Raw genomic sequence first — 26,384 nt, forward strand, 5'->3', positions numbered from 1 at the left:
CACCCCCTGCCAGGGTGCGGCCCTCCGGTGTTCCCGCTCGCCCGGCGTCTCTCCACGCCGGCGGCGTGGTTCTACTCGACCACCAGCTCCACCGGGATGTTGCCGCGGGTCGCCTTGGAGTACGGGCAGACCTCGTGCGCCTGCTTGACCAGCAGCAGACCGTTCTCGCCCTCGAGCGCCTCCGGCAGCTCGACACGCAGCACGACCGCCAGGCCGAAGCCGGTCCCGTCCTTGCCGATCGAGACCTCGGCGGTCACCGACACCTCGCTGACGTCCACCCGGGCCTGCCGGGCGACCAGGCCGAGCGCGCTGGCGAAGCAGGCCGCGTAGCCGGCCGCGAAGAGCTGCTCGGGGTTGGTGCCCTGGCCGTTGCCGCCGAGCGCGGGCGGCATGGCCAGCGCCAGGTCCACCTGTCCGTCGGAGCTGACCGTCCGGCCCTCACGACCGTTCGCCGTGGCCACAGCGGTGTACAGCGCGTCCATTCAACCGTTCCCTTCTCGCCTCGGCGGCCACCCGGACCGCCCGTGAGCACAAGTAGAGCACACAACTGAATTGCGCACAACTGAATCGTGGACGCGTGACCTATCCTGGAGTCATGACCGAGCTCACCCAGGTGCCGGACGAGGAGCTGCTCCGCCTCGACCACCAGATCTGCTTCTCGCTGCACGCCGCCTCGCGCGCCTTCGGCGGCGTCTACCGCGTCGCCCTCAAGGACCTGGGCCTGACCTACCCGCAGTACCTGGTGATGCTGGTGCTCTGGGAGCACGGCGAGCTGCCGGTCAAGCAGATCGGCGAGCACCTGCGACTGGACTCCGGCACCCTCTCCCCCCTGCTGAAGCGACTGGAGGCGGCCGGCCTGGTCCGCCGGGAGCGCAGCCCCGAGGACGAGCGCTCGGTCACCGTCGGCACCACCGACGCCGGCGCGGCGCTGCGCGAGCGGGCGCTCCAGGTCCCGCGCCGGATCTCCGCCGCCACCGGGCTGCCGCTGGAGGAGATCGTCGCCCTGCGCACCCTGCTCGACCGGGTCACCCGGGCCCTCGACGCCGCCGTCCTGGACGACGCCCTGCTCGGCATCGGTACGCCGGACGCCTGACCGCGGACCACCCCACCCCCCGACCTGGCCGCAAGGCCCGGACCGGCCTCAGGACTCGTACCGCTCGACCTCCTCGACGCTGCGGACGCTCGCCAGGTTCGGGTCCTCGCCCGCCTCCGTGCGGGCGCGGCGCTGCCGCAGCAGGTCCCAGCACTGGTCGAGTTGCCGCTCCAGGTCCTTGAGTTGCCGCTGCTCGACCTCGGAGTCGATCCGCCCCTCGGCCAGCGCGGCCCGCAGGTTGCGCTCGGCGGCGACCATCTCACCGATGCGGTCCAGGATGTGGCGGTCGGTGCCACCGCCGGGGTTCCTCAGCTGTTCCATGAGCACCTCCAAGACCCCCGCACCCCCACTCTAGGAACCACCTCCGACCCCCGCCACGGCTGAGCCGCCACCCGGACGGCGGAATGCCGCTTGACAGTCCGTCAGGGCGGACACAGGATCCACTATTGGAAATGACTTTCACTACAAAGAAGGATCCGCCCATGTCGCTCACCGTCTCCCCCGCCCTGCTCGCCAAGGCCGAACTCGGCCGGGTCGAGGACGCCGAGTTCGTCGGCACCATCCGCACCTCGCTCCCCTACGCCTACCGGCTGATCTCCGAGCTGGCGGCCGAACTCGCCGTCGAGGGGCTGGAGTTCACCGACAACACGGTGGCCCCCACCGACCAGGAGCGCGGCCAGCTGCTGCGTGCCCTGGCCAGCGACTCGATCCGCGGCAGCCTGGAGCGGCACTTCGGCATCCGCCTCGCCTTCCAGAACTGCCACCGGGTGGCGGTCTTCCGGCCGGGGCCGGAGGGCTCCGCGGCGTACCGCGAGTTCACCTCCGTCCGGGCGCAGCTGCTCAACCAGACGCCCGAGCTGCGGGACTGCTGACCGGGCCACCCGTGACCGGGCCCCTGCCGACCGCCCGGTCACGACCGGCCCGGTCAGCCGGCCGACGTGGCGAACCGCGTCACGAAGGTGTCGCAGAACACCGCCAGGTCGCCCGGCTTCCGGCTGGAGACCAGCGTGTTCGGGCCGTCGGTGCAGACGTGCACCTCCTCGTCCACCCAGGTGGCACCCGCGTTGACCAGGTCGGTCCGGATGCCCGGCCAGGAGGTGAGGGTCCGGCCGCGGAGCACCTCCGCCTCCACCAGGGTCCACGGCCCGTGGCAGATCACCGCGACCGGCTTGCCCTGGTCGAAGAACTGCCGGACGAAGGCCACCGCCTCCGGCACCGTCCGCAGCAGGTCCGGGTTGGCCACGCCGCCGGGGAGCACCAGGCCGTCGTACCGGTCGGCGTGCACCTCGCCGGCCACCGCGTCCACCGCGAAGGTGTCGGCCCGGTCCAGGTGCCGGAACGCCTGCACCCGGCCCGCCTTGGTGGACACCAGCTCGGGTGTGCCGCCCGCCTCGGCCACCGCCTGCCACGGCTGGGTGAGTTCGACCTGTTCCACGCCGACCGGCGCGACCAGGAAGGCGACGGTACGGCCCTGCAGGGTGATCACATCGGTCTCCGCTCGCCGGTCGGGATCGGCTCTGGTCGGATGGCGGGTCCGGTCGGGACCCGCAGGGTGCGCAGCGGCGGTCAGCCGCGGCCGAACGGCGCGGAGGCGTCCCGTCCCACCAGCCCGAGCAGCCGGGTCTGGGGGTCGGCGTCCTCGGCCACCGGCACGGCCGGGGCGAACAGCCCGGAGGAGGGCAGCGCGTCCGCGTACGGGGTGACCTCCGCCAGCGCCCAACGGGCGGCGGCCTCCGGCATCCGGGCGTCCGCGCCGATGCCCTGCGCCAGGTCCCACGCGTGGATGATCGCGTCCACCGTCATCTCCCGGCAGTAGCCGGCCGCCGAGCGTGGCCCGTACGAGAGCCGGACGGTCCGCTCCAGCGCCTCCGGCTCGGCGAAGCCCGCCCGGGCGGCCTCGGCGGCGGCCGTCCAGAGAGCGACCGGATCCTCGCCGAGCACATCGCCGTCGAACCGGTCGCCGACCTCCGCGACCGTCCTGCCGGCCAGCATCTCCGGTACCCACAGCTGCTCGGCGGCGAGGTGGTTGACCAGGTCGCGGACCGTCCAGTCGGTACAGGGGGTGGGGTCGTCCCACTGCCCGGGGGTGACCGCGCGGACGTGCCGGCCGAAGGTGTCCAGCGCCTCGGCGTGCAGCCGAAGCAGTTCCCGCTGGTCCTCGCTGCTGTGACGTGACATGTCTCCACCCTTCACCGGATCCGGCCCTCCGGCACGCCCGCCGTCCACCGCCCGGGTCCGGTCCCCGGCCGCCTGCCGCAGGCCGCCGCCCGGCCGTTCCCGGACGGGCGGGCGGTGGGCGCGGTGGCGCAGTCCGGCGCGGCCGCTGCGCCGGACGGGGGATGATGAACCCGGCCGGTCCCGTTCGGACGAAGGAGAACCATGCCGCTGCGCCAGGTCACCGTGCTCGGCGAGTGCGTCGCCGACGCCTTCACCGACGGCACCCGGGGGCCTGACGGCGAGCTGGGCCTGCGGGTGCACCCCGGCGGCGGGCCGGCGAACACCGCGGTGGCCCTGGCCCGGCTCGGAACTCCCACCCGGTTCCTGGGCCGGCTCTCCGGGGACGTCTTCGGCCGGCTCTTCCGCGCCCACCTCGCCGAATCCGGCGTCGACCTGTCGGGCTGCGTCCCCGCCGCCGAGCCCAGCACCCTCGCCGTCGCCGATCTGGACGGCGACGGGCAGGCCGTCTACTCCTTCCACGCCGAGGGCACCGCCGACTGGCAGTGGAGCACCCCCGAACTGGCCGCCGAACCCGCGGGCCGCCCCGCCTGCGTGCACACCGGCTCGCTGGCGCTGGTCCGCCACCCCGGCGGGACGGCGATCGAGGAGTTCCTGGCACGGGCCTCGGCGGAGGCGACCGTGTCCATCGACCCCAACGTCCGCCCGCTGCTGGTCGATCCGGCCGTCTACCGGGAGCGGCTCGACCGCTGGTGCGCCCTGGCGGACCTGCTGCGGCTCAGCGAGGACGACCTCGCCCGTCTCCTCCCCGGTACCGCCCCCGAAGCGGCCTGCGACCGCTGGCACGCGGCCGGCGCCCGGCTGGTGGTGATCACCCTGGGAGCCCGCGGCGCCCTCGCCTCCCTGGACGGCCACCGGATCACCGTCCCCGCCGCCCCCGTCCCCGTCCTGGCCGACACCGTCGGCGCGGGGGACGCCTTCACCGCCGGGCTGCTCCACCATCTCGGCACTCTGGACCGGCTCGGCGGACGGCTCGACGCCCTCACCCCGGACGACCTCGCCGCCGCCTGCCGGTTCGCCGCCCGGACGGCGGCCCTCACCTGCGCGTCCCCGGGCGCCAACCCGCCCTGGGCGCACCAGCTCTGAGCGACCGCCCGGACGACGGGGCCGCCGGGGACATCCCCGCGGCCCCGTCCCTGGTCCGCGCCGGTCAGTCCACCGGCGCCTTGTCGCGCAGCACCTCGACGAACGCCCGCATCCAGCCCGGGTGGTCCGGCCACGCCCGGGCGGACACCAGCACGCCGTCCACCACGGCCTCGCCGTCCACGAAGGTGGCGCCGCTCAGCGCGACGTCCGGTTCCAGCGCCGGGTACGCCGCCGTCCGACGGCCCGTCAGCCCGCCGTCGGTGAGCGGGATCAGCGGGCCGTGGCAGATCTGCGCCACCGGCTTGTCCAGCTCGAAGAAGTGGCCGACGATCCGCTGCACCTCCGGGTTGTTGCGCAGGTACTCGGGCGCCCGGCCACCGGGCAGCACCAGGGCCGCGTACGCCGCCGGATCCACGTCCGCGAACGCCACGTCGGCGGGCCAGGTGTAGCCCGGCTTCTCGGTGTAGGTGTCGAAGCCCTCCACGAAGTCGTGCACCACGAACTGCAGCGTCTTGCGGGTCGGCGCCGCGACGTGCACCTCGTAGCCCTCCTCCCGGAGGCGCTGGTACGGGTAGAGGACCTCCAGCGACTCCGCCGCGTCGCCCGTGACGATCAGGATCTTGGCTGCCATGCCGGGGATTCCGTCCCTTCGGTCGCCCTGTCTGGATTGAGCCGCGTCACACACTGCCGCCTCACCGCCCCCCGGACAACGCGGCGCGCGAGGCACACCCCCCGCGCATCCACCCCACCCCCGCGCGCCCCCGTTCACGCCCTTGCGGGACCACCCGCCACCCCGCACCCCCTATGTCTCCGCCGTCCACGCCAGCAGCCGCTCCACCCCCCAGGTGGTGATGATCCGCTCCGGTTCCAGCCCGGCCGCGGCCGCGCGGGCGCAGCCGTACGCCTGCCAGTCCAGCTCTCCCGGTGCGTGGGCGTCCGTGTCGACGGAGAAGAGGCAGCCGGCCTGGTCGGCCAGGGCGATCAGACGGCCGGGCGGGTCGCGGCGGTCCGGCCGGCAGTTGATCTCCACCGCCGTTCCGGACTCCGCGCAGGCGGCGAACACCGCCTCGGCGTCGAACCGGGATTCGGGCCGGGGCCGTCCGGCGACCTTCCGTCCGGTGCAGTGGCCGAGCACGTCGACGCGCGGGTTCCGGACGGCCGCCAGCATCCGCCGGGTCATCGGCCGCGGTTCCATCCGCAGTTTGGAGTGGACGGAGGCCACCACCACGTCCAGCCGGTCGAGGAGTTCGTCCTCCTGGTCGAGGCTGCCGTCGTCGAGGATGTCGCACTCGATGCCGGTGAGCAGCCGGAACGGCGCGAGTTCCGCCTGGAGGGCGTCGACCACGTCGAGTTGGTCGCGCAGCCGCTCCGCGCTGAGTCCGCGGGCGACGGTGAGCCGGGGCGAGTGGTCGGTCAGCACCGACCACTCACGGCCGAGGTCGCGGGCGGTGCGGGCCATCAGGGCGATCGGGCTGTGGCCGTCGGACCAGTCGGAGTGCAGGTGGCAGTCGCCCTTCATGGCGGCCCGCAGGTCCTCGCCGCCCTCTCCGAGGGCGGCCGCGCGGCCCTCGACCTCCGCGAGGTAGGCGGGGAGGCGGCCCTCCGAGGCCTCGGCGATGACCTGGGCGGTGACCGGGCCGACGCCGGGAAGCCGGGCGGCGGCCGCGGCGGTGACCGGACCGTCGGGCAGGGTGCGGGCGGCGTCGGCGGCGGTACGGAAGGCGCGGACCCGGTACGGGGACGCCTCCTCGCGTTCCAGCAGGAAGGCGATCCGCTCCAGGGCGGTGACCGGGTCCCAGCGGCCGGCGCTCTCGCCGGCCGGTCCCGTCCCGCCGCCGTCGCGACCGGTCTCGCGGTTCATGGGGCCAGTCTCGCGCGGGTGGACGAACTCCGCAGAGGGCCTTGTTGACACCTCGTCTCATTGGTTTACTCGGCGTGGCGGCCCGCGCGCCCGGCACCACCCCCACCCGGCCGCCGCCCCTGCTCCGCCCGCTCCACCCGCTGCGATCCCACCCTCACCCGTCACCCCCACCCGTCACCCCCGCCCCGGAGCCGCCGCATGCCCGAGCCCGCCGCCTCCCCCGTGTCCGTCCCCCGCCCCCGGCAGCGCGAGGGCGCCCGCCCGGCCGACCGCGAGCAGAACGCCGCCCGCCTGCTGCGGGCCTCGGCCAGGCACGCGTACGACCCGCAGACCGAGATCGACTGGGACAGCCCGATCGACCCGGACCAGTTCGCCCTGCCCCCGCACCGGGTCTCGCTGTACGGCACGCCGCTGTGGCACTCCCTGACCCCGCGGCAGCAGGCGCAGCTGAGCGTGCACCAGCTGGCCAGCACCACCTCGGCGGGCATCTGGTTCGAGCTGGTGCTGATGGAGGGCCTGGTCCGGCACGTCTACGCGGGCGACCTGACCACCCGGCATGCCCAGTACGCGCTCACCGAGGTCGCCGACGAGTGCCGGCACTCGACGATGTTCGCCCGGTACATCACCACCACCGGCTACCCCTCGGCGCGGCCGACCCGCCGCGCCGACCTGCTGGGACGGCTGCACTTCCTGATCAACGACACCACGATGACCTTCGCCGGGGCGATCTTCGTCGAGGAGTTCACCGACGCGATGCAGCGGGAGATGATCCGGGACGAGAGCCTCCAGCCGCTGGCCCGTTCGGTGGCCCGGATCCACGTGGTCGAGGAGGCCCGGCACATCGGGTACGCCAAGCCGGAGCTGGAGCGGCGCTGGGCCTCGCTGAGCGCTCCCCGGCGGGCGGTGTTCCGGCGGGCGCTGGCGCTGCTGGCCCGGCAGTCGGTGGCCGAGATCGTCCACCCGCGGGTGTACGCGCTGGCGGGGCTGGACCCGCGCGCGGCCCGGCAGGCGGCCGCGCGGAACCCGTACTGGCGGGACGCCCGGGTGGACTGGGCGCGCAAGGCGGTGGAGTTCTTCGCCGAGCTGGGCATCATCGACCGCAGCGTCGAGGGCCTGTGGCGGCGCGCCGGCCTGCTGCCGCCGCGCTGACGCCGCCCTCGACGGGTCGGGGCCGGCCGGTCAGAGCACCGCGCCGCCCGCGAGCCGTCCGAGGCCGAAGGTGACGGCGGAGGCGCCGGCGACGATCAGCAGTTGGCGCAGCGCGGAACGGAGGGCGCCGCGGCCCGAGCCCCGGCCGAGCAGGCCGCCGACCGCGAGCGAGGCGAGGGCCGTCACGACCAGCGAGGCCGTGACGGCCGGCCCGCCGTCGGTGATGAACCACGGCAGCAGCGGGACCAGCGCGCCGAGCGCGAACAGCAGGAACGAGCTGACGGCGACCACCACCGGGGAACCGGCGTCCTCCGCGCCGACGCCGTAGAGGATCCGCAGGCTGGTCTCGCGGGCGCCGCGCGGCGCGCTGACCACGCCGCGGCTGGCCCGGACGGCGGTGACCCGGTCGAGGCCGCGTTCGCGCATCCGGCGGGCCAGCCGGGTCAGCACCACGGGCGGCGACAGGGTCCACGCGCGCTGCAGCGCGTCCTCCATGCCGTGGGCCACCTCGCGCTGGCTGCGGACGGAGACCCACTCCCCGGCCGCCATCGACAGCGCCCCGGCCACCAGGCCGGCGAGGCCCGTGAGGCGGATGGTGGCGGCGCTCGCGGAGGCGCCGGCGACGCCGAGGATCATGCAGAGGTTGGTCACCAGGCCGTCGTTGACGCCGAGGACCGCGGCGCGGATGCTGCCGCCGGCCACCCGCTCGGCCGTCCGGCCGATGGCCTCCAGCTCCTCCTCCGCCCGGGCGTCGAGCTCCGCGCTGTGCTCGGCCGGGTCCCAGTCGGGGGCCAGCACGGCCCAGTCCGGCCCGGGCACGGGTGTTCCCACGTCCACCGCCTCCTCGCGGCAAGGCTGCGGCAAGGCTAAGGTCCGCCGGCGGCCGGGCCGTCGAAGCTCAGGGCCCGGAGTGTCGGGCGGGCCCGGGGACGGGCGGCGAGCGCTTCCGGTGGGCCGTTTGACGTGTTCGCCACCCCGGGGATACATGTCCATGACATATCCGAATGACGATTCCACCGTCCATCCACCCCACTGGAGGTCCGGTGCCGTCCAGCGACCCGCAGCCGACCGAATCCGCGCGCGCCCGTTTCGGCGCCCGGCTCCGGCACTGGCGCAGACTCCGCGGACTCAGCCAGGCCGAACTCGGCCGCCGCCTCGGTTACGACGACTCGCACATCAGCCGGGTCGAGACCGCCCACCGCTGGCCACCCCCCGGCCTCGCCGCCCGCGCCGACGAACTCCTCGGCACCGGCGGAGAGCTGACCGGGATCTGGCCCGAGCTGGAACACGATCGCGAACAGTGGAAGGCGGTCCGGTCAGGGGGCACGGAACCGGCCGCCTCCGCCGAGGCGTTCGAACAACTGCTGCACGCCTACCGGGACGCCACCGCCACCGTCGGCGGCCGACCGCTGGCCGCCGTCCTCGCCCACCACACCGGGGTGCTCGCCCGTACCCTCCGCACGGCCGACGGCCGGTCCCCGCTGCTCGTCCTCGGCGCCCGCTACGCCGAACTGGCCGGCTGGGCCTGCTACGACGAGGCCGACCACCACCGCGCGCTGGCCTGGTACGACCTCGGCCTGGAGTGGGCCCGCAGCGCCGGCGACCCCGGGACCGCCGCGGTCCTGCTCGCCCGCCGCAGCGGGGTGCACCGCGACGACGGCCACCTCGCCGCCGCCCTGGCCACCGCGGAGGCCGCCCACCGCACCGCCTCCCCCGACCGCCCCGCCGTCCGGGCCGCCGCCTGCCTGGCGCTCGCCCGCGGCCACGCCCTGGCCGGCGACCGCAACGGCGCACGGCGGGCCCTCGACGAAGCGGCCGCACTGGCCCGCCGGGCCGGGCCGGACCCGGCCGTGCCCTGGGCCGGACGCCCGGACGAGAGCGCCACCGAGCTCGCCATCGCCCTCGGCACCTGCCACCGCGACCTCGCCGCCCGCACCGGGCGGCACAGCCACGCCCGGCTCGCCGTGGCCGCCCTCCGCCGCGCACTGGCGGGACTCCCCGCCGCCCATGCCCACATCCGCGCCCTGGTCACCGTCCGCCTCGCCGGCGCCTACCTCTGGGCCGACCGCCCCGACCTCGCCCGCCCCCTCCTCGCCACCACACCCCCCACCACCGGCCGCCTCGCCCACGAACACACCCGCACCACCACCTGGCTCACCCACCACACCCCCCGCTACCCCCACGCCCACGAGCAACTCCGCACAGCCGACGGCTGACCTCCCCGGGAACGCGGTCAATCAGGGGCGCGGGGAACTGCGCGAGGCGGAAGCCCACCCACGCCGAAGCCGCCCGCAGAGCATCCTCGCTCCCCGGGCGGCTCCGAGAGGCACGCCTCCGCCCCGCGCAGCTCTCCCCCAGCCCCGGCGGCTGAGGTATCCCTCCGCCTCGGGCACCCGCCCGAACGCGAAAGCCGCCCCCGGCCGTCGGGCCGGGGGCGGCGGGTGGGCTCAGAGCTTCGCGGCCGCCGCCGCGATCGCGGAGGCGTAGGTGCTGACCTCCGTGTAGACGCCCGGGTACCCGGCCCGTGCGCAGCCCTCGCCCCAGCTGGTGATGCCGACCTGGATCCACGCGTCCGCCGCGTCCTTGCGGAACATCGGACCGCCCGAGTCGCCCTGGCAGGTGTCAACCCCGCCCTGGGCCATGTTCCCGGCGCACAACTCTCCGTCCTTGGCCAGCTCCGGGTACGCCTGGGCACAGGTGACGTCGGAGACGTACGGCACGGCGGCCTTCTGCAGGTACCGCTGCTGCCCGCCGCCCTCGCGGGTGGCGCCCCAGCCGGCGACGGTGAAGGTGCCGTTGTTGTACGTCGTGTTGGTGGCGATCGGCAGGGTGGTGACCTTGCTGCTGGTGATCGGCGAGGCGAGCTTGATCAGGGCCCAGTCGTTGCCGCCCTCCCTGCCGTACTGGGGCGACTGGTAGACGTACGTGGACCTGACCTTGATCGCGCTGCTGCTGTTCAGGTCGACGACGCCGGCCGTGGCGGTGATGCTGCTGTCGCTGCCGGTGCCGTCGACGCAGTGGGCGGCCGTGAGCACGATCTGCCGGGTGTAGAGGGCGCCCCCGCAGCCCATCGACAGCCGCACCATGAAGGGGAACTCGCCCTGGGCGGCCCGCGTCCCGCCGACCACGGTCGGCGACGGGTCCGCGGCCGCCTGGGCGGGCAGCACCAGGGCGCCGGCGCCGAACACCACGCTCGCCAACACCGTGAAGCAGCGGGCCAGTTGACGTCTCATCGAGTCCTCCTCAGTCGAATGGCGGAGCCCTCAGGATCGGTCCCGGAGGAGACGGTCGAACAGACTTCCGGTCCTGCCCGCCCCGGCTGGCAGGACGCCCGCGCCGGTCACCCCCACAGGCCGTGCCCCGGCCTTCGGCCCCGGCCCCGGGCGGCGGCGGCCGGGGGCGGGGAGGAGGATCGTCTCGTGGACGATCACGAGGTGACGACGAGGGGCACCGGCGAGCCCGTTGCCATCCGCCTGGGCACGGCGCGCGGCCGGTGGGTGGTGGCCGCGACGGCGCTGGGCTCGGGCATGGCCATGCTGGACGGCACGGTGGTCAACGTCGCGCTGCCGCGGATCGGCCAGGACCTGGACGCGTCGGTGTCGGCCCTGCAGTGGGTGGTGAACTCCTACCTGCTGACCCTGGCCTCGCTGATCCTGCTCGGCGGCTCGCTCGGCGACCGGTACGGCCGGCGGCGGGTGTTCCTGATCGGGGTGGGATGGTTCGCGGCCGCCTCGGCGCTCTGCGCGGCGGCGCCCACCGTCGAGGTGCTGATCCTGGCCCGCGGCCTGCAGGGCATCGGCGGCGCACTGCTCACCCCGGGCTCGCTGGCCATGCTCCAGGCGGTGTTCCACCCGGACGACCGGGGCGGGGCGGTGGGCGCGTGGTCGGGCCTGGGCGGGGTGGCGGCGGCGGTCGGGCCGTTCCTGGGCGGCTGGCTGGTGGACGGGCCGGGCTGGCGCTGGATCTTCCTGCTGAACGTCCCGCTGGCGGTGGTGGTCGTGGTGGTGACGGGACGCCACGTCCCGGAGACCCGCGACCCGGCCCAGCACGGGCGGTTCGACGTGCTCGGCGCGGCACTCGCGGCGCTCGCGCTCGGCGGGGTGACGTACGCGCTCACCGAGGCGGGGCGTGGGCTGTCGCTGCTGGCGGGGGCGGCGGGCGTGCTGGCCGGGGTGGCGTTCGTGCTGGTCGAGCGCCGTTCGGCGGATCCGATGCTGCCGCTGGGGCTGTTCTCCTCGCGGCTGTTCAGCGTGATCAACGTGGTGACGCTGCTGGTGTACGGCGCGTTCAGCGGCATCTTCCTGCTGCTGGTGGTGCAGTTGCAGACCGTGTCCGGCTTCTCGCCGCTCGCCTCCGGTACGGCCCTGGTGCCGATCACCGTGCTGATGCTGGCGTTCTCCGGCCGGGCAGGGCAGCTGGGCCGGGCGGTCGGGCCCCGGCTGCCGCTGTTCCTGGGCCCCATGATCTGCGCGGCCGGTGTGCTGCTGATGCTGCGGATCGGCCCGGGGGCCTCGTACTGGACGGACGTGCTGCCGGCCGTGACGGTGCTCGGCTGCGGGATGACCCTGCTGGTGGCACCGCTCACCGCCACCGTGCTGGCGGCGGTGGAGGTCCGCCGGGCGGGCATCGCCAGCGGGGTGAACAACGCCGCCGCGCGGGCGGCCGGACTACTGGCGGTCGCGGCGCTCCCGCCGCTCGCGGGACTGAGCGGCGACGCGTACCAGATCCCCGCGGAGGTGGACTCGGCGTTCGGGACGGCGATGCTGATCTGCGCCGGGCTGCTCGCCGCCGGCGGGCTGGTGGCGCTGGCGACCATCCCGGGGAACGCCCTGGAGCCGGACCGGCCGATCGCCGAACCCGACTGCGGCTGGTACTGCGGCCCGACCGACACCCCGCTCGACCCCGGCCACCACGGCACCCGCGGCACCCGCGGCACCCGCGGCACCCGCGGCACCGACCCCGGTCACGCCGGCGGCGAACCGGCCTGACGGGCCGGTCCGAGGGTCCGCCATACGAGCCGGGCCCCGGCCACCGAAGATCCGGTGGCCGGGGCCCGGGTACGAGCCTGCGGGCGCGCGGCCCGCGGGGTCAGCGCCTCAGAGGATGTCGCCCGGCGCGTACTTCGCCGCCTCCGGGTAGGTGTCCGCGACGGCCTGGATCAGCCGCACCAGCTCGGCCACCTGGGCACCGGCCGCGCCGGTGAAGGAGAGCCGGTCGGCGAGCAGCGCGTCCAGCGCGGCACGGTCCAGCGGGATCCGCTCGTCGGCGGCCAGCTTGTCCAGCAGCGCGTTCTCGCGGGCGCCCTCGCGCATGGCCAGGGCGGAGGCCACCGCGTGCTCCTTGATGACCTCGTGCGCGGTCTCCCGGCCGACGCCGGCCCGCACCGCGCCCATCAGCACCTTGGTGGTGGCGAGGAACGGCAGGTACCGGTCCAGCTCGGCCTCGACCACGGCGGGGAAGGCGCCGAACTCGTCCAGGACGGTGAGGAAGGTCTCCAGCAGGCCGTCGAAGGCGAAGAACGCGTCCGGCAGCGCGACCCGGCGGACCACCGAGCAGGAGACGTCGCCCTCGTTCCACTGGTCGCCGCCCAGCTCGGCGGTCATCGACGCGTACCCGCGCAGGATGACGGCCAGGCCGTTGACGCGCTCGCAGGAGCGGGTGTTCATCTTGTGCGGCATCGCGGAGGAGCCGACCTGGCCCGCCTTGAAGCCCTCGGTGACCAGCTCGTGGCCGGCCATCAGGCGGATGGTCTTGGCCAGGCTGGACGGGCCCGCGGCGAGCTGCACCAGGGCGGTGAGCACCTCGAAGTCCAGCGAGCGCGGGTAGACCTGGCCGACGCTGGTGAGCACGTTGTCGAAGCCGAGGTGGCCGGCGACCCGGCGCTCCAGCTCGGCCAGCTTGTCGGCATCGCCGCCGAGCAGGTCCAGCATGTCCTGGGCGGTGCCGACCGGGCCCTTGATCCCGCGCAGCGGGTAGCGGGCGATCAGCTCCTCCAGGCGGCGGAAGGCGACCAGCAGCTCGTCCGCGACGGTGGCGAAGCGCTTGCCGAGGGTGGTGGCCTGGGCGGCCACGTTGTGCGAGCGGCCGGCCATGACCAGCTCGGCGTACTGGGCGGAGAGGCTGCCCAGGCGGACCAGGACGGCCACCGTGCGGTCGCGGACGTGGTCCAGCGACTGGCGGATCTGCAGCTGCTCGACGTTCTCGGTGAGATCCCGGGAGGTCATGCCCTTGTGGATCTGCTCGTGGCCGGCGAGGTCGCTGAACTCCTCGATGCGGGCCTTCACGTCGTGCCGGGTGACCCGCTCGCGGGCCGCGATCGACTCCAGGTCGACCTGGTCGATCACCCGCTCGTAGTCGGCGATGGCGTCGGCCGGAACCTCGATGCCGAGGTCCTTCTGCGCCTTGAGGACGGCGAGCCACAGGTGGCGCTCGAGGACCACCTTGTGCTCGGGGGACCACAGCTGGGCCAGGGTCGCCGAGGCGTACCGGGAGGCCAGGACATTGGGGATCTGGGGCTTCGCGCTCACGCTTGGCAAGCCTAACAGCCGAGGTCAGCCGGAATCACGGCGCACTCGCCACCCGGCCCGGCGACCGTACGCCCCCCGGGGCGCCGCCGTCAGAACAGCGACTCCTGCTCCGCCTCCTCGCGGGGCCGCAGGCGCGGCTTCACCACCACCCCGGCGCACGGCTGTGCGGGCACGGCGGTCAGCCCCCAGCCGGTCAGCAGCCGGGTGTCCAGCAGCAGCGGGGTCTCCTCCTGCTCCGTCGACCCTGCCGGCGCCTGGTCGAGGAACAGGTGCCCGCCGACGGCCGCGCGCAGCGTACCGCCGAGCACCGCGTCCGGCGCCAGCGCGGTGACCTCGCGGTACGCCTCCGGCGCACCCTGCGCCAACCCGAACAGCGCCACCTGGTCCACCAGCGGGCCGTCCCGCAGCAGCTCCACATCGTGCTCCGCCAGCAGCGCCAGCACCTCCGCCCGCAGCGCGGCCAGCCGGGCCGCCCGGTGCTCCGCCGCGGGCAGCGCCCACCACGCGCCGGACTTCGCCGCCGAGGGCACCCGCTCCCGGGCCAGCCCCGCCCGGGCCACCGTGAGCTCCGCCCGCCGCACGGCCGGCAGCCGCCCGCGCCCGACGAAGGTGTACACCAGGGCCGCCTGCTCCTGGAGGCGGACCGTCCCCCGTTCCTCGGCGGTCAGCCCCACCTTGAGCAGGCCGTCGCCGAACCACGCCAGGTACAGCCGGTAGGTGCGGCCGTCGTCGAGGATCTGGTCCCGGGCGAGGGCCAGCCCGCGGTCCGCCGACTGGCACGCCTCGCACTGCACGGTCTTGCTGTCCGGCGCCACCACCGCCCCGTACGGGCACCTGCGGTGCCGCCCGCCGGCCCACACGCCGCCACAGCCCCGCGGCCCGCTCAGCCGCCACGCGACCCGCAGCCCGGGCTCCACCGCCCGCTCGTGCTCCCGCCGCCCGTCACTCGCCGTCAGCCGGGCCACCCCGTCCCGCCACCGCACCCCGGTCGCCGTCCAGTTCCCCACACCACTCCTCTCCACCGGCGACCCTAACCCCCACCACCGACAGCGCGAGGACACGAGAGCGCGAGCCATGAGGGGCGCGTGGGGGCACCTCCCAGCCGCCAAGGCTGGGGGGAGAACTGCGCGAATCGGAAGCGCGCCCACCCGGAAGCCGCCCACCGAGCGCCGCCCCCACCCCGATCGGCACCGCTCAGAAACGCGAACCCGGCGTTTGCCCCTACCGCCCCGCGAGCAGCGGCAGCACCTGCCGGCACAGCGTGTCCAACTGCACCCGCTGCCCCTCGTCCAGGCTGGCGAAGGCCTCGTGGGCGCGGGTCATGTCCCGGCGGATCCGCTCCAGCACGTCCCGCCCCTCCTCGGTGATGCTGACGATCTTGACCCGCCGGTCCCCGGGCGCCGCCTCGCGGTGCGCGAGCCCCAGCGACTCCAGGCGGTCGACGATCCCGGTGACGTTGGAGGCGTCGCACCCGAGCCGCCCGGCGAGCGCCCGCATCGGCACCGGCTCCTGCACCGCCTTGAGTGCCTTGGCCTGCGAGGAGTTCAGCCCGTGCAGCCCGGCGGCGGCCGCGAAGTCCTGGAAGTACGCCGCACCCACCGCGGCCACCGACTCCATCAGGTCGGCGGTGGAGGGTACGGCCGAGGTCCCTGTGCTACTGCCCATGAGCCCAGGGTACGCGTAAAAGGTTCACCAACTCCAGCTTTGACCGCGGCAACGACTTCCCTGGATCCGAACGGCCGGAAACAGGCCGGAAACGGAGCGGAAGCCGTCAGAGCACCAGCTGGTCGAAGAGGTGCCGCAGCTCGCCCTCCGGGTCCGCGGTCAGCCCGGTGTGCACCGGCCCCGGCTGGACCACCGCGCTGCGCGGCGCCGTCAGCCAGCGGAACCGCTGCCCGCCGCTGTCCCCGGCCGCCGGGCCCGCCTCGGGGCCGCCCGCGCAGACCGCCTCGATGCCGTGCAGGGCCCGCCGCACCCCGGCCACGTCCGCCACCGGGTCCAGCGCCAGAAGCCGCGCCTGGTCCAGGTGGGTCCGGGCGCCGAGGTAGCCGCTCTGCCGGCAGTAGAGCAGCACGCCGATGTTCACGCACTCGCCCCGCTCGACCCGCGGCACGGCCCTGATCAGCGCGTACTCGTAGTCGTGCAGAACCCCATCGCTCCGGCCGGTCACGTCGATCCCCGACCCGTCGATCCCTGACATCAGGCGGCCACCTCCGGGAGCCACTCGCGCGGGCCCGCCAGCCGGGCCGTCAGCTGCGCGAGGTAGGCCTCGCGCACCTCCTCGACCGAGTCGAAGCCCGCCTCGCCGTCCAGCCACTCCTCGGGGATCGCCGCCACGGCGGCCGGCAGCACCGCGAGCGCCCGCGGGGCCAGCTCCTCGTCGGCGGCCTTGAGGCCGGTGACCGCCGGGCGCAGCGCGTGGTCCGAGGCGTCGTACGGCCTGCGGATCCAGCCGGCGGCGCCGGGCCAGTGGTGATGGAAGATCAGGCTGGCGCCGTGGTCGATGAGGCGCAGGCCGCCGGCCGCGACCAGCAGGTTGGGGTTGCGCCAGGAGCGGTCGACGTTGCCGATCAGCGCGTCGAACCAGAGGACCCGGGCGGCGAGTTCGCCGTCCACGTCGAAGCAGAGCGGGTCGAAGTTGAGGGCGCCGCTGACGAAGGCCATGCCGAGGTTGGCGCCGCCGCTGGCGCGCATCTGCTCCTGGATCTGCTGCTCCGGTTCGCTGCGGGCGAGCACCGGATCGAGGTCCAGCCGGACCAGTTCGGGCACCGGCAGGCCGAGTCCGCGGCCGAGTTCGCCGGCGAGCACCTCGGCGACCAGCGCCTTGCGGCCCTGGGCCGCGCCGCACCACTTGAGCACGTACAGTCGCCGGTCGTGGCCCTCGACCAGCCCGGGCATCGAGCCGCCTTCACGCAGGGGCGTCACGTACCGGACCGCCGTCACCTCGCTGAGCATCCCGCCACCCTATCGGCCTCCGGGGCCGCGGCCGGTCGGTCTTAGTCCTCCAGGAGCGCCAGTTCCTCGTCGCTGAACCGGGAGGTGCAGGTGTCCTCGGTCGCGGCGAAGACGGTCGGCCTGAGCCCGCGCAGGTCGTGGTGCCGGGCGAGCAGGGTCCAGCCCTGCTTCTTGTACGTGGCCATGGTCATCGAGCCGCTCCCGCCGACCGACTCCTGCTCGACCGGGCGGTCCTGCGCCCAGCCCCGGGCCGCGAGGCCGACGAGGACGGCGTCGAACCGCGTCCGCCCCTCAGCCGCCGAACCCCCGCCCGCCGGGCCGTCGGCGGAGGACCAGGCGACCGCACAGGCCGCCATCCGGTCCGCCACCTCCCTCCGTGCCCGCTCCCGTTCGGTGGCCGGCGCGTCGGTGGACCGCTCCGGCAGTCCCGCCACCGCAGGGCCGGTGAGCCCCGCGGCCACGACGGCCGCGTCCAGGTCCGCCTGCGCCGCCACCCTGCCGAAGCCACCCGCCTCCGGAACGGAAGGAGCCGCGGCGGAGGGAGCCGGGGCGGACGAGGCCACCGCCGGGGCGGACGAGGCCACCGCCGAGGTGGGCGCGGCAGCCGGGCGGGAGTCCGCGGGCCCCGTCCCGCAGCCGGCGGTGAGCGCCGCCCCGACGAGGGCCGCCACCGCCCATCGGGACCTGACAACGGTGGTGGTGTGCATCGGCCGACTTCCCCGCGTGGTTCCACCGGGGACGCCACCCCGGTGATGATCACGAGGAGTCTTCCACACGCCACTCCCCCACCCCTCCCCCGATCCCGCCCTCTGCCCCCGTCCCCGCCCCACGGCAACCGGACTGCGCCGGGTGCCCCGCGCCACGCGCCCGCATCACCCCGGTGGCAGGCACCACTCGGCCGTGCGAGTGTGGCGAACAGTTGTCCTGGTACGGCACGGATCAGCACGTAAGGGATGAACGATGGAGCGACCTCGGATCCTGATCGTCGGCGGCGGCTTCGCCGGTCTGGAGTGTGCCCGCCGGCTGGAGCGCAAGCTCGCACCCTCGGAGGCGGAGATCTCCCTGGTCACGCCGTTCAGCTACCAGCTCTACCTGCCGCTGCTGCCGCACGTCGCGGCCGGCGTGCTGACGCCGCAGTCCGTCGCGGTGTCACTGCGCCGCAGCATGCGGCGTACCCACATCGTCCCGGGCGGCGCGATCGGCGTGGACCCGCGGTCGAAGGTGTGCGTGGTCCGCAAGATCACCGACGAGGTGACCGCCGAGCGGTACGACTACCTGGTGCTGGCGCCGGGCAGCGTGACCCGGACCTTCGACATCCCCGGGCTGACCGACTACGCGCGCGGGATGAAGACGCTGGCGGAGGCGACCTACATCCGGGACCACGTGATCTCCCAGCTCGACCTGGCCTCGGCCTCCGTCGACACCCGGGAGATGGAGTCCCGGCTGCAGTTCGTGGTGGTCGGCGGCGGGTACGCGGGCACCGAGACGGCCGCCTGCCTCCAGCGGCTGACCACGGCGGCGATCCGCCGCTACCCGCGGCTGGACCCGCGGCTGATCAAGTGGCACCTGATCGACATCGCGCCGAAGCTGATGCCCGAACTCGGCGAGAAGCTGGGCCAGCAGGCGCTGAGCATCCTGCGCGGCCGCGGCGTCGAGGTGTCGCTGGGCGTCTCGGTGGCCGAGGTCGGTGCGGAGAGCGTCAAGTTCACCGACGGCCGCACCCTGCCCTGCCGGACGCTGATCTGGACGGCGGGCGTGGCCGCCAGCCCGCTGATCGGCACCCTGGACGCGGAGACCGTCCGCGGCCGGATCGCCGTCACCGCGGAGATGCGGGTACCGCAGTTCGAGGGCGTGTTCGCGCTCGGTGACGCGGCCGCCGTACCGGACCTGGCACTGGGTGACGGGGCGGTCTGCCCGCCGACCGCGCAGCACGCGGCCCGGCAGGGGCGGGCGGTGGCGGACAACCTGGTGGCCGCGCTGCACAAGCAGCCGCTGGAGCCGTACTACCACAAGGACCTGGGCCTGGTGGTGGACCTCGGCGGCAAGGACGCGGTCTCCAAGCCGGCGGGCATCGAACTGCACGGCCTACCCGCCCAGTTGGTGGCCCGCAGCTACCACATGATGGCGATGCGGACCAATGTCGCCAAGTTCCGGGTGGGCGCCAACTGGCTGCTGAACGCGACCGCCGGCGACGACTTCGTCCGGACCGGCTTCCTGGCCCGCCAGCCCGCCCGGCTGCAGGACTTCGAGTACACCGACGTCTACCTGACCCGGGATCAGGTCCGCGAGCACGCGCAGGCGCTGCTGGCGAAGGGGTGAATCCGGCCGGCGTCCCGCTCCCCCGGCGCTCCCGTCCTGACCTGGGCGGGAGCGCCGACACGCGGGCGCCGCGCTTGGGGCGCGGCGCACCGGGCGGGGGCTAACGTCCGGGGCCATGCGCCCCCTCGCCCGCCCCCGCCGCCGGACCCTGCTCGCGGCCTCGGCCGCCGCCCCCGCCCTGCTCGGCTCCTCCCCCGCCGCCGCGCCGGCGGCCGCCGCCGGGATGCCGGACGCGGCCACCGTCGCCCGGGAGGTCCGGGCGGAGTTCCTGCACAGCTGGGAGGGGTACAAGCGGGCGGCGTGGGGCTACGACGAGGTGCGCCCGGTCTCCGGCGGGCACAACGACTTCTTCGCGCCGGGGCACACCTTCGGCCTGTCCATCGTGGAGGCGCTGGACACTCTGTGGCTGATGGAGCTGGACGAGGAGGTCCGGCTCTCCGCCGACTGGATCGAGCAGCACTTCGACCCGGCCCCCGACGCCCGGGTGCAGGTCTTCGAGGCGGTGATCCGCCTGGTCGGCGGGCTGCTCGCCGGGTACCTGTGCACCGGCCGGCCGGCCCTGCTGGACCGCTGCCGGCAGCTCGCCGACCGGCTGCTGCCGGCCTTCACCCGCTCCCCCACGGGCCTCCCCTACCGGTACGTCAACCTGCGCACCGGAGCGGTCGAGGGCCGGACCAGCCCGCTGGCCGAGATCGGCACGAACATCCTGGAGTTCGGCACGCTCTCCCGGCTCACCCGGGACGCCAGGTACCAGGACGCGGCCAAGCGGGCGTACCGCGCGGTGATCGACCGGCGTTCCTCGCTCGGCCTGCTGGGCACCACCCTGGACGTGGAGTCGGGCCGCTGGACGGACACCACCTCCTGCGCGCCGAACCCCCCGGTGGACTCCTTCCTCGAGTACCTGTGGGCCGGCGGCGAACTCCTCGGCGACGCCGAACTCTCCGCCTGGTACCGGATGGTGACCGACGCGGTGCTCAAGCACCAGCTGGACAGGTACGGCTGCCACTGGTTCGCCCAGGTCGACTACGCCACCGGCGCCCGGCGCGACCGGCAGCTCTCCGAGCTCGGCTCGTTCTACGCCGGCCTGCTGGGCAAGGGCGGCGACCTGCAGCTGGCCCGCGACCACTACACCTGCTGGACCGGGCTGCTGGACCTGTACGGGGTGCTGCCCGAGGTGCTGGACTACGAGACCGGGAAGGTCCGTTCGGCCCGCAACGACCTGCGGCCGGAGTACGTCAACTCCTCGTTCGACCTCTGGCGGTTGACCGGCGAGGACGGGTTCCGGCAGAGCGCGTACCGGTACTTCCGGGGGCTGCGCGCCAATCTGCGGGTGCCGGGCGGTTACACGGTGGCCGAGGACGTCACCGCCTCCCCGATGCGCCTGGGCGACCTGACGCCGGGCTACTGGTTCGCCGAGAACCCGAAGTACCTGTACCTGATGTTCGCGGCGGCGCCGCGCTTCGACTACCGCTCGGGCCTGCTGTCGACCGAGGGGAAGCTGCTGCGCGGCGCCGTGCGGACGGGCTGATCCCCTGGCGGGGGAGGACGTTCGCGGCGCCGCGGGAGCGGTGGCGGGAGGACGCGCCGCCGGTGCGGCCGCGATGTCAGGCGGCGGCCGCCCGCTGGAGGCCTTCGAGGATCAGGTCCAGTCCGAAGTCGAACTCGTCGCCGTAGGCGTACCCGGGGCGCATGACGTGGGCGGTCGCGATCTCGGTCAGGTACGGGTACTCGCCGTCGCCGAAACCGCTCAGGATGGAATCCGCCAGCCGGGCGGTCTCCTCGGGGGAGTCGAAGGGCAGGGCCTTCTCCTGCAGGGCGAACCCGTAGATGTAGCTGTCGAGCACCGAGACGGCGTGGGCGGTCGCGGCGAGGGAGAACCCGCCCTGGCGCAGGCAGCCGAGAACGGCGTCGTGGTGGCGCAGCGTGGCCGGGCCCGGCGTGGACCGCGACTCCATCAGCCCGATGGCCCAGGGGTGGCGGGAGAGCGCGAGGCGCATGGAGACGGCCCGCCGCCGCATCGCCGGTCGCCAGCCGTCGCCGGGCTCGGGCAGGTCCACCTCGGCGAAGACCAGATCGACCATGCCGTCGAGCAGGTCCTCCTTGTTGGCCACGTGGTTGTAGAGGGACATGGCCTCCACTCCGACGGCCTCGCCGAGTTTGCGCATGCTGAACGTCTCCAGGCCGGCGGCGTCGGCCAGCTCGACGGCGGCCCGCAGCACCCGCTGCCGGGTGAGCGGCTCGCGACGCTGCTGCGGGGTGGTACGTCGGGTCACGGTGGACGGTCACTTTCTCTCGCGGTCTCCCCAGCGTTGACGAGCTTACGGCGTAAGTGTTCTACTTACACCGTAAGTAAAGCACTTACGGTGTAAGTAGTAACTAACGCCGTACGTGCACGAGCGTGGGACCGGGAGGAGTGACCATGCGACAGGCGGGTGAGGCGATCGCCGACGCCGACGGGACCGGGACGATGGCGGCCGTCGTCCAGGAGCACTACGGCACCCGGCCGGAAAGCGTGCTGCGCACGGCCCGGCTCCCCCGGCCCGGCCTCGGGCCCGGAGAGGTACTGGTCCGGGTGCGCGCCTCCAGCGTGGACCGGGGCACCTGGCACCTGATGGCCGGCCTGCCGTACGCGGTCCGGCCCGTGAGCGGGCTGCGCAGGCCGAGGCTTCCCAATCCCGGCCGCAACATCGCCGGCGTCGTCGAGGCGGTCGGCCCCGGAGTGGCCGGGTTCGCGCCCGGTGACGAGATCTACGGCACGGCGGCCGCCGCGTTCGCCGAATTCGCCGCCGCCCGCCCCGAGAGGATCGCCCCGAAGCCGGTCCGGCTCACCTTCGAGGAGGCGGCGACGGTGCCCGTCAGCGCGCTCACCGCACTCCAGGCGGTACGCGACAAGGGCGGGGTCCAGCCGGGCCGGCAGGTCCTGATCACGGGAGCCGCCGGCGGCGTGGGCACCTTCGCCGTCCAACTCGCCCACAGCCTCGGCGCCCACGTCACGGCCGTCGCCAGCACCCCCAAGCTCGACGCCGTACGGAGGCTGGGCGCCGACCACGTGATCGACTACACCCGCGAGGACTTCCTCGCCGGCCCACGCCGCTACGACACCATCATCGACATCGCCGGCAACCGCAGTCTGCGGGATCTGCGCCGCGCCCTCACCCCCCGCGGCAGGCTGGTCATCACCGGCGGCGAGACGGACGGCCGCTGGCTCGGCGGCACCGACCGCCAGCTCCGCGCCCAGCTGCTGTCCCCGTTCACCACCCAGCATCTGGGCACCTTCATCGCCTCCGAGAACGCCGACGGGCTGCGCGACCTGACCGCGCTCATCGACGAGGGCGAGCTCAGCCCCGTCGTGGACGGCGTCCACCCGCTCACGGAGACCGCCGCAGCCGTCCGCCACCTGCTCGACGGCCGCGTCACGGGCAAGCTGGCGATCGCCATGCCCTCCGAGTGACGTCCGAGGGACGCCCGGCCCGGGCCCCGCCGCACCGACCCGCGCCGGCCGAGGCCGCTGACCGGGCGGGCGCCCTCGGGGGGCACCCGCCCGGTCGGCGGAGGAGAGGGACGACGGCTCAGGAGCCCGGCGGTCTCAGGGCCTGGCGGCCAGGTACACCCCGGTGGCGTCCTGGCCGGCCGTGTTGCGGCAGGACCAGTTACCGCTGGTCTTGGCGTTGATCAGGGTGACGCAGCGGCCGAGGGCGAGCTGGGCGTAGTAGTTGGGGTGGAACGACTCCTGTGTGGTGCCCTGGACGGTGGTGCCGAGGTCCAGGAAGCGGGCCCACTCGCTGGTGGTCGCGGAGGGCGGCGTGCTCGGGGTGGCCAGGCGGGTCGCCTTGGCGCACACCTCGCGGCCCTGCAGCAGGTCGCGCAGGTCGAGGAACTGCACGCCCTTGGCCGCGGCCACGCCGGCCAGCCGGTCGGAGATCTGCGGCACCAGCGAGTCGCGGGCCCAGTCGGCGTCCTGGTCCCAGAACGGGCAGCCGCCGGTGTTGGTCCGGGACCAGCCGCTCTCCGGGTAGCGGTTCTCGGAGCTGCGCGGGATCGGCGAGGGGTAGGACTGCAGCACGATCCGGTAGCTGCCCTGGGCGTACCCGGCGGCCGACATCACGGCGCGGATCTCGTCCACGGACTTCGCCGCGCCGGCCATCGCCGCGTCGATCCTGGAGTCCACCGCAGCCTGCTGGTCGTCGTGGCAGTACGACCACCAGACCATGTAGTCCTGGACACAGGTGGAGATCACGTCGGCGAAGCCGAGGTCGTTGCCGCCGACCGAGAGCGTGATCAGCTTGATGTCGTACTGGCCCGCGAGGGCGGCGAGCTGGTCGGCCTGCGGCGCCTCGCCCTTGAAGGACTGCCCGCCGTTGGCGGCGCGGAAGACGTTCGCGCTGGTGGCGCCGGAGCAGGCCAGGTTGAGCTGGGCCTGGCTGATGCCGGAGGCGCTCTTCACCTCGGCCACGTCGGAGCGGTCGCACCCGCTCGCGTACGTGCTGCCGTAGACCCGGGCCGGGTCGTAGGCACTGCCGGTCCAGGCGCGGTCGGTGCCGTCCCGGCTGCCGCTGGTGGTGTCGCTGTTGCCCTTCCAGCGGCCGGCTTCACCGGAGATGTAGCTGTCGCCCATGGAGACGGTGGCGGTGGGTCCGGTGGCGGCCCGGGCGGGGGTGGCGACGCCCAGCAGGGGCAGGGCGAGCGCCACGGCCGCGAGGAGGGCGGAGGTTCTTGCGGAGGTTCTTGGGGACGTGCTTGTGAACATGGGCACGGCGGAACTCCTGCGAACGGCCTCGCGGGAGTGGGGTCGCGAGGCAGTGGTGAGGGTGGGGCCGCCGGCCGGTGGCGCGATGAAGATGACATGCCCGCGCTTGTTACCGCTAGGTAGAGAACACGGGAAATTCGCTGTGTCACCGACCTTGTCGCTGTGTTACCGCCGTGTTTCGCGGTGCGTCACGACACCGCGTCACAACACCGCGTCACGACACCGCTCAGATCAGTCGCGCTCCGCCTCCCGAGGCACCCAGCACCTCGGCCAGGTCGTCCGCCAGCCGCTGCGCCTCGGCCGGCTGGAGGTCGGCCACCGTGAGCCGTACGCCGGGCGCCGACTGGACCCGGAACCGGGCACCCGGGGCGGCCACCCAGCCGCGCTGGAGCAGCCCGGCGGTCACCGCGGTCTCGTCCGCCACCGGCACCCAGACGTTCAGCCCGCTGCGCCCGTACCCGGCGATGCCATGGCCGGCGAGGGCGGTGAGCAGGGCGTCGCGGCGGCGCCGGTAGACCGCGGAGAGCTCGGCGGCGGGGACGGCGTCGGTGCGCCACAGCTCGGCCACGGCGCGCTGGAGCAGGTGGCTGACCCAGCCGGCGTCCAGCCGCTGACGGCCGAGCACCCGGCCGACGGTGGCCGGGTCGCCGATCGCGACGGCCACCCGCAGGTCGGGGGCGAAGGCCTTGGCGGCGGACCGGACCAGCACCCAGGAGGCGACGGTGGGCTCGCCGTCCGCGCCCGCGGCCAGGGACCGGAACGGCTGGTCGACCATGCCGTGGCCGTGGTCGTCCTCGATCAGCAGGGTGCCGGGGTGCTCGGCCAGGACGGCGCGCAGGGCCGCGGCCCGCTCGGCGGTGAGGGCGGCGCCGGTGGGGTTCTGGGCCCGGCTGGTGACGATCAGGCCGCGGGCGCCGGCGGCCAGCGCGGCGGCCACCTGCCCGGGCAGCGGGCCCTCCTCGTCCAGGCCGATCGGGGCGGTGCGCAGCCCGAGCGCGGGCAGCAGGTCGAGCAGGCTGCCCCAGCCCGGGTCCTCCACGGCGACCAGGTCGCCGGGGCGCAGCGCGGCGGACAGGACGCGGCCGATGGTGTCCAGGGCGCCGGAGAGCACGGCGAGGGAGCCGTCGGGGGCGCCGTCGGCGTGGAAGGAGGCGCGGGCGAGGGCGAGCAGCTCGGGGTCGGCGGCGGGGTGTCCGTAGAGCGCGGAGCCCTGCTCGGCGGCCCGGGCCAGGGCGGGGCCGAGCGGGGGGAGGAGCGCCGGGTCGGGGTTGCCGGTGGACAGGTCGCGGGCACCGGGCGGGACGGGGATCCGGGCCTGGTCGCGCGGGGTGGTGACGGGCTTGGGGCGGATCCGGCTGCCGCGGCGGCCGGCGGTCTCGATCACGCCGCGGTCGCGCAGCAGGCGGTAGGCCGCCGCCACGGTGTTGGGGTTGACGCCCAGCTCGACGGCCAGGTCGCGCATGGGCGGCAGGGCCGTGCCCGGCGGGAGCTCGCCGGAGCCGACCGCGCGTTCGACGTCGGCCGCGATCTCGCTGGCACGCCGCCCCTTGATCCGATACTCTCCTAGCACAAACACGATTATGCACTAGTGCAGAGAGGTTGTCATGTCGGACACCGCCTCGTACGCCCGCACCCCCCGCACCGTCCCCACCCGCTACCGCGACCGCGCCGTCTGGGAGAAGGAGGCCGTCAACGCCGTCCTCGACGCCGGCTACCTCTGCCACCTCGGTTTCGTCCGCGACGGCGCGCCCGTGGTGCTGCCCACGATCTACGCCCGGGTCGGCGAGCGGCTGTACGTCCACGGCTCCACCGGCAGCCGCCCGATGCGCGGCGCCGCCGACGATCAGGGGATGGCGGTCTGCGTCACCGTGACCCTGGTGGACGGCCTGGTGCTGGCCAAGTCCGCCTTCAACCACTCCGTCAACTACCGCTCCGTGGTGGCCCACGGCACCGCGTACCAGGTCACCGACGCCGAGGAGCTGACCGTGGCGCTGGACGCCCTGGTCGACCAGGCCGTCCCCGGCCGCTCCGCCGACGTCCGCCCGGCCAACGCCAGGGAGCGCGCCGCCACCGCTGTCGTCCGGCTCGACCTGGACGAGGTCTCCGCCAAGGTCCGCGCCGCCGGCGCCGGGGACGAGGAGGAGGACCTGGACCTCCCGTACTGGGCCGGCGTCGTCCCGGTCACCCAGGTGTTCGGCGCACCGGAGCCCGCCCCGCACACCACCGTCCCGCTGCCCGCCTACCTCAGGGGCTGACGCCGGGCCGCCCGGCGTTCACCGCGCCCGAGCGGCGGCGCAGCACGGAATTCCGGCACCCGGCTGATGGAATGTGAGACGACCTCCGTCCGTCCGGCCGCGCAGGTGGGCCGCCGTACCTCCGGGAGCCCGCCCTGGCCAGCACCGACCCGGCCGC

Annotated in this window: 27 protein-coding genes; 10 read left to right on the forward strand and 17 right to left on the reverse strand. The window is 74.6% G+C overall.

Annotated elements, in window-relative coordinates:
- Nucleotides 1–71: 71 nt before the first annotated feature.
- Entirely contained in the window at nucleotides 72–482 is a 411-nt protein-coding gene (locus ABWK59_RS07110) for an organic hydroperoxide resistance protein (protein WP_354638833.1), read from the reverse strand.
- Between the two features lie 113 nt (nucleotides 483–595).
- On the opposite strand from ABWK59_RS07110, the gene ABWK59_RS07115 reads away from it, so the two are divergent.
- Nucleotides 596–1,093: a MarR family winged helix-turn-helix transcriptional regulator gene (locus tag ABWK59_RS07115; protein WP_354638835.1), complete on the forward strand. Its 498-nt coding sequence runs from the start codon at nucleotides 596–598 to the stop codon at nucleotides 1,091–1,093.
- Between the two features lie 48 nt (nucleotides 1,094–1,141).
- Here the strand turns inward: ABWK59_RS07115 and ABWK59_RS07120 are convergent, their stop codons facing one another.
- Nucleotides 1,142–1,414 (reverse strand): DUF2630 family protein, encoded by a 273-nt coding sequence (locus tag ABWK59_RS07120; protein ID WP_354638837.1) that lies wholly within the window; start codon nucleotides 1,412–1,414, stop codon nucleotides 1,142–1,144.
- Between the two features lie 161 nt (nucleotides 1,415–1,575).
- Between ABWK59_RS07120 and ABWK59_RS07125 the strand changes: the two genes are divergently transcribed.
- On the forward strand, nucleotides 1,576–1,965 hold the full coding sequence (locus ABWK59_RS07125; RefSeq protein ID WP_354638839.1) for an SCO5389 family protein: 390 nt from the start codon (nucleotides 1,576–1,578) through the stop codon (nucleotides 1,963–1,965).
- Between the two features lie 53 nt (nucleotides 1,966–2,018).
- Here ABWK59_RS07125 and ABWK59_RS07130 read toward each other — a convergent pair whose 3' ends face one another.
- Together ABWK59_RS07130 and ABWK59_RS07135 are read right to left on the reverse strand one after the other, a co-directional pair.
- A complete protein-coding gene (locus ABWK59_RS07130) occupies nucleotides 2,019–2,579 on the reverse strand; it encodes a type 1 glutamine amidotransferase domain-containing protein (RefSeq protein ID WP_354638841.1) in 561 nt (186 codons plus the stop codon).
- 80 nt (nucleotides 2,580–2,659) lie between these two features.
- Nucleotides 2,660–3,271 carry a TIGR03086 family metal-binding protein gene (locus tag ABWK59_RS07135; RefSeq protein WP_354638843.1) on the reverse strand — a complete coding sequence of 204 codons (612 nt, stop codon included), beginning with the start codon at nucleotides 3,269–3,271 and terminating at the stop codon, nucleotides 2,660–2,662.
- Between the two features lie 201 nt (nucleotides 3,272–3,472).
- Here ABWK59_RS07135 and ABWK59_RS07140 point away from each other — a divergent pair, with 201 nt between their 5' ends.
- Entirely contained in the window at nucleotides 3,473–4,414 is a 942-nt protein-coding gene (locus tag ABWK59_RS07140) for a carbohydrate kinase family protein (RefSeq protein ID WP_354638845.1), read from the forward strand.
- A 64-nt stretch (nucleotides 4,415–4,478) separates the two neighbouring features.
- Here ABWK59_RS07140 and ABWK59_RS07145 read toward each other — a convergent pair whose 3' ends face one another.
- On the reverse strand, nucleotides 4,479–5,045 hold the full coding sequence (locus tag ABWK59_RS07145) for a DJ-1/PfpI family protein (protein ID WP_354638848.1): 567 nt from the start codon (nucleotides 5,043–5,045) through the stop codon (nucleotides 4,479–4,481).
- A 171-nt stretch (nucleotides 5,046–5,216) separates the two neighbouring features.
- A complete protein-coding gene (locus ABWK59_RS07150; RefSeq protein ID WP_354638849.1) occupies nucleotides 5,217–6,275 on the reverse strand; it encodes a PHP domain-containing protein in 1,059 nt (352 codons plus the stop codon).
- Nucleotides 6,276–6,473: 198 nt separating this feature from the next.
- Here ABWK59_RS07150 and ABWK59_RS07155 point away from each other — a divergent pair, with 198 nt between their 5' ends.
- Entirely contained in the window at nucleotides 6,474–7,424 is a 951-nt protein-coding gene (locus ABWK59_RS07155; RefSeq protein WP_354638851.1) for an AurF N-oxygenase family protein, read from the forward strand.
- A gap of 30 nt (nucleotides 7,425–7,454) precedes the next feature.
- Here the strand turns inward: ABWK59_RS07155 and ABWK59_RS07160 are convergent, their stop codons facing one another.
- The gene (locus tag ABWK59_RS07160) at nucleotides 7,455–8,255 is read right to left on the reverse strand and encodes a VIT1/CCC1 transporter family protein (protein WP_354638853.1); all 801 of its coding nucleotides are present in this window, start codon (nucleotides 8,253–8,255) and stop codon (nucleotides 7,455–7,457) included.
- Nucleotides 8,256–8,428: 173 nt separating this feature from the next.
- Here ABWK59_RS07160 and ABWK59_RS07165 point away from each other — a divergent pair, with 173 nt between their 5' ends.
- A complete protein-coding gene (locus ABWK59_RS07165; RefSeq protein WP_354638855.1) occupies nucleotides 8,429–9,640 on the forward strand; it encodes a helix-turn-helix transcriptional regulator in 1,212 nt (403 codons plus the stop codon).
- Between the two features lie 231 nt (nucleotides 9,641–9,871).
- Here ABWK59_RS07165 and ABWK59_RS07170 read toward each other — a convergent pair whose 3' ends face one another.
- Complete coding sequence (locus ABWK59_RS07170) at nucleotides 9,872–10,657, reverse strand: S1 family peptidase (protein ID WP_354638857.1); 786 nt, start codon at nucleotides 10,655–10,657, stop codon at nucleotides 9,872–9,874.
- Between the two features lie 186 nt (nucleotides 10,658–10,843).
- Between ABWK59_RS07170 and ABWK59_RS07175 the strand changes: the two genes are divergently transcribed.
- The gene (locus ABWK59_RS07175; protein ID WP_354638858.1) at nucleotides 10,844–12,412 is read left to right on the forward strand and encodes an MFS transporter; all 1,569 of its coding nucleotides are present in this window, start codon (nucleotides 10,844–10,846) and stop codon (nucleotides 12,410–12,412) included.
- A 108-nt stretch (nucleotides 12,413–12,520) separates the two neighbouring features.
- Here the strand turns inward: ABWK59_RS07175 and purB are convergent, their stop codons facing one another.
- The 6 genes from purB to ABWK59_RS07205 form a co-directional block, all read right to left on the reverse strand.
- Entirely contained in the window at nucleotides 12,521–13,960 is a 1,440-nt protein-coding gene (gene purB / locus ABWK59_RS07180; RefSeq protein WP_354638860.1) for an adenylosuccinate lyase, read from the reverse strand.
- Nucleotides 13,961–14,040: 80 nt separating this feature from the next.
- Complete coding sequence (locus tag ABWK59_RS07185) at nucleotides 14,041–14,958, reverse strand: DUF2797 domain-containing protein (protein ID WP_354638862.1); 918 nt, start codon at nucleotides 14,956–14,958, stop codon at nucleotides 14,041–14,043.
- Between the two features lie 214 nt (nucleotides 14,959–15,172).
- Nucleotides 15,173–15,616, reverse strand: coding sequence for a MarR family winged helix-turn-helix transcriptional regulator (locus ABWK59_RS07190; RefSeq protein ID WP_354638864.1), 444 nt, complete (start codon nucleotides 15,614–15,616; stop codon nucleotides 15,173–15,175).
- Nucleotides 15,617–15,722: 106 nt separating this feature from the next.
- Nucleotides 15,723–16,151 (reverse strand): DUF3037 domain-containing protein, encoded by a 429-nt coding sequence (locus ABWK59_RS07195; protein ID WP_354638865.1) that lies wholly within the window; start codon nucleotides 16,149–16,151, stop codon nucleotides 15,723–15,725.
- Entirely contained in the window at nucleotides 16,151–16,906 is a 756-nt protein-coding gene (locus ABWK59_RS07200; protein WP_354638867.1) for a HipA family kinase, read from the reverse strand. The genes ABWK59_RS07195 and ABWK59_RS07200 overlap by 1 nt, the downstream gene beginning before the upstream one ends.
- Before the next feature lie 41 nt (nucleotides 16,907–16,947).
- A complete protein-coding gene (locus tag ABWK59_RS07205; RefSeq protein ID WP_354638869.1) occupies nucleotides 16,948–17,613 on the reverse strand; it encodes a hypothetical protein in 666 nt (221 codons plus the stop codon).
- Between the two features lie 253 nt (nucleotides 17,614–17,866).
- On the opposite strand from ABWK59_RS07205, the gene ABWK59_RS07210 reads away from it, so the two are divergent.
- Complete coding sequence (locus ABWK59_RS07210) at nucleotides 17,867–19,225, forward strand: NAD(P)/FAD-dependent oxidoreductase (RefSeq protein ID WP_354638871.1); 1,359 nt, start codon at nucleotides 17,867–17,869, stop codon at nucleotides 19,223–19,225.
- A gap of 115 nt (nucleotides 19,226–19,340) precedes the next feature.
- Nucleotides 19,341–20,753: a glycoside hydrolase family 47 protein gene (locus ABWK59_RS07215; RefSeq protein ID WP_354638873.1), complete on the forward strand. Its 1,413-nt coding sequence runs from the start codon at nucleotides 19,341–19,343 to the stop codon at nucleotides 20,751–20,753.
- Nucleotides 20,754–20,829: 76 nt separating this feature from the next.
- On the opposite strand, the gene ABWK59_RS07220 is transcribed toward ABWK59_RS07215, so the two are convergent.
- Complete coding sequence (locus ABWK59_RS07220; protein ID WP_354638874.1) at nucleotides 20,830–21,498, reverse strand: TetR/AcrR family transcriptional regulator; 669 nt, start codon at nucleotides 21,496–21,498, stop codon at nucleotides 20,830–20,832.
- 146 nt (nucleotides 21,499–21,644) lie between these two features.
- Here ABWK59_RS07220 and ABWK59_RS07225 point away from each other — a divergent pair, with 146 nt between their 5' ends.
- Nucleotides 21,645–22,676 (forward strand): NAD(P)-dependent alcohol dehydrogenase, encoded by a 1,032-nt coding sequence (locus tag ABWK59_RS07225; RefSeq protein WP_354638876.1) that lies wholly within the window; start codon nucleotides 21,645–21,647, stop codon nucleotides 22,674–22,676.
- A gap of 135 nt (nucleotides 22,677–22,811) precedes the next feature.
- Here the strand turns inward: ABWK59_RS07225 and ABWK59_RS07230 are convergent, their stop codons facing one another.
- Nucleotides 22,812–23,915 carry a GDSL-type esterase/lipase family protein gene (locus tag ABWK59_RS07230; protein WP_354638878.1) on the reverse strand — a complete coding sequence of 368 codons (1,104 nt, stop codon included), beginning with the start codon at nucleotides 23,913–23,915 and terminating at the stop codon, nucleotides 22,812–22,814.
- A gap of 283 nt (nucleotides 23,916–24,198) precedes the next feature.
- A complete protein-coding gene (locus ABWK59_RS07235; protein WP_354638880.1) occupies nucleotides 24,199–25,542 on the reverse strand; it encodes an aminotransferase class I/II-fold pyridoxal phosphate-dependent enzyme in 1,344 nt (447 codons plus the stop codon).
- 34 nt (nucleotides 25,543–25,576) lie between these two features.
- On the opposite strand from ABWK59_RS07235, the gene ABWK59_RS07240 reads away from it, so the two are divergent.
- A complete protein-coding gene (locus ABWK59_RS07240) occupies nucleotides 25,577–26,227 on the forward strand; it encodes a pyridoxamine 5'-phosphate oxidase family protein (protein WP_354638882.1) in 651 nt (216 codons plus the stop codon).
- Nucleotides 26,228–26,384: the final 157 nt, after the last annotated feature.

The sequence above is a fragment of the Kitasatospora sp. HUAS MG31 genome (assembly GCF_040571325.1).
GTDB lineage: Bacteria > Actinomycetota > Actinomycetes > Streptomycetales > Streptomycetaceae > Kitasatospora > Kitasatospora camelliae.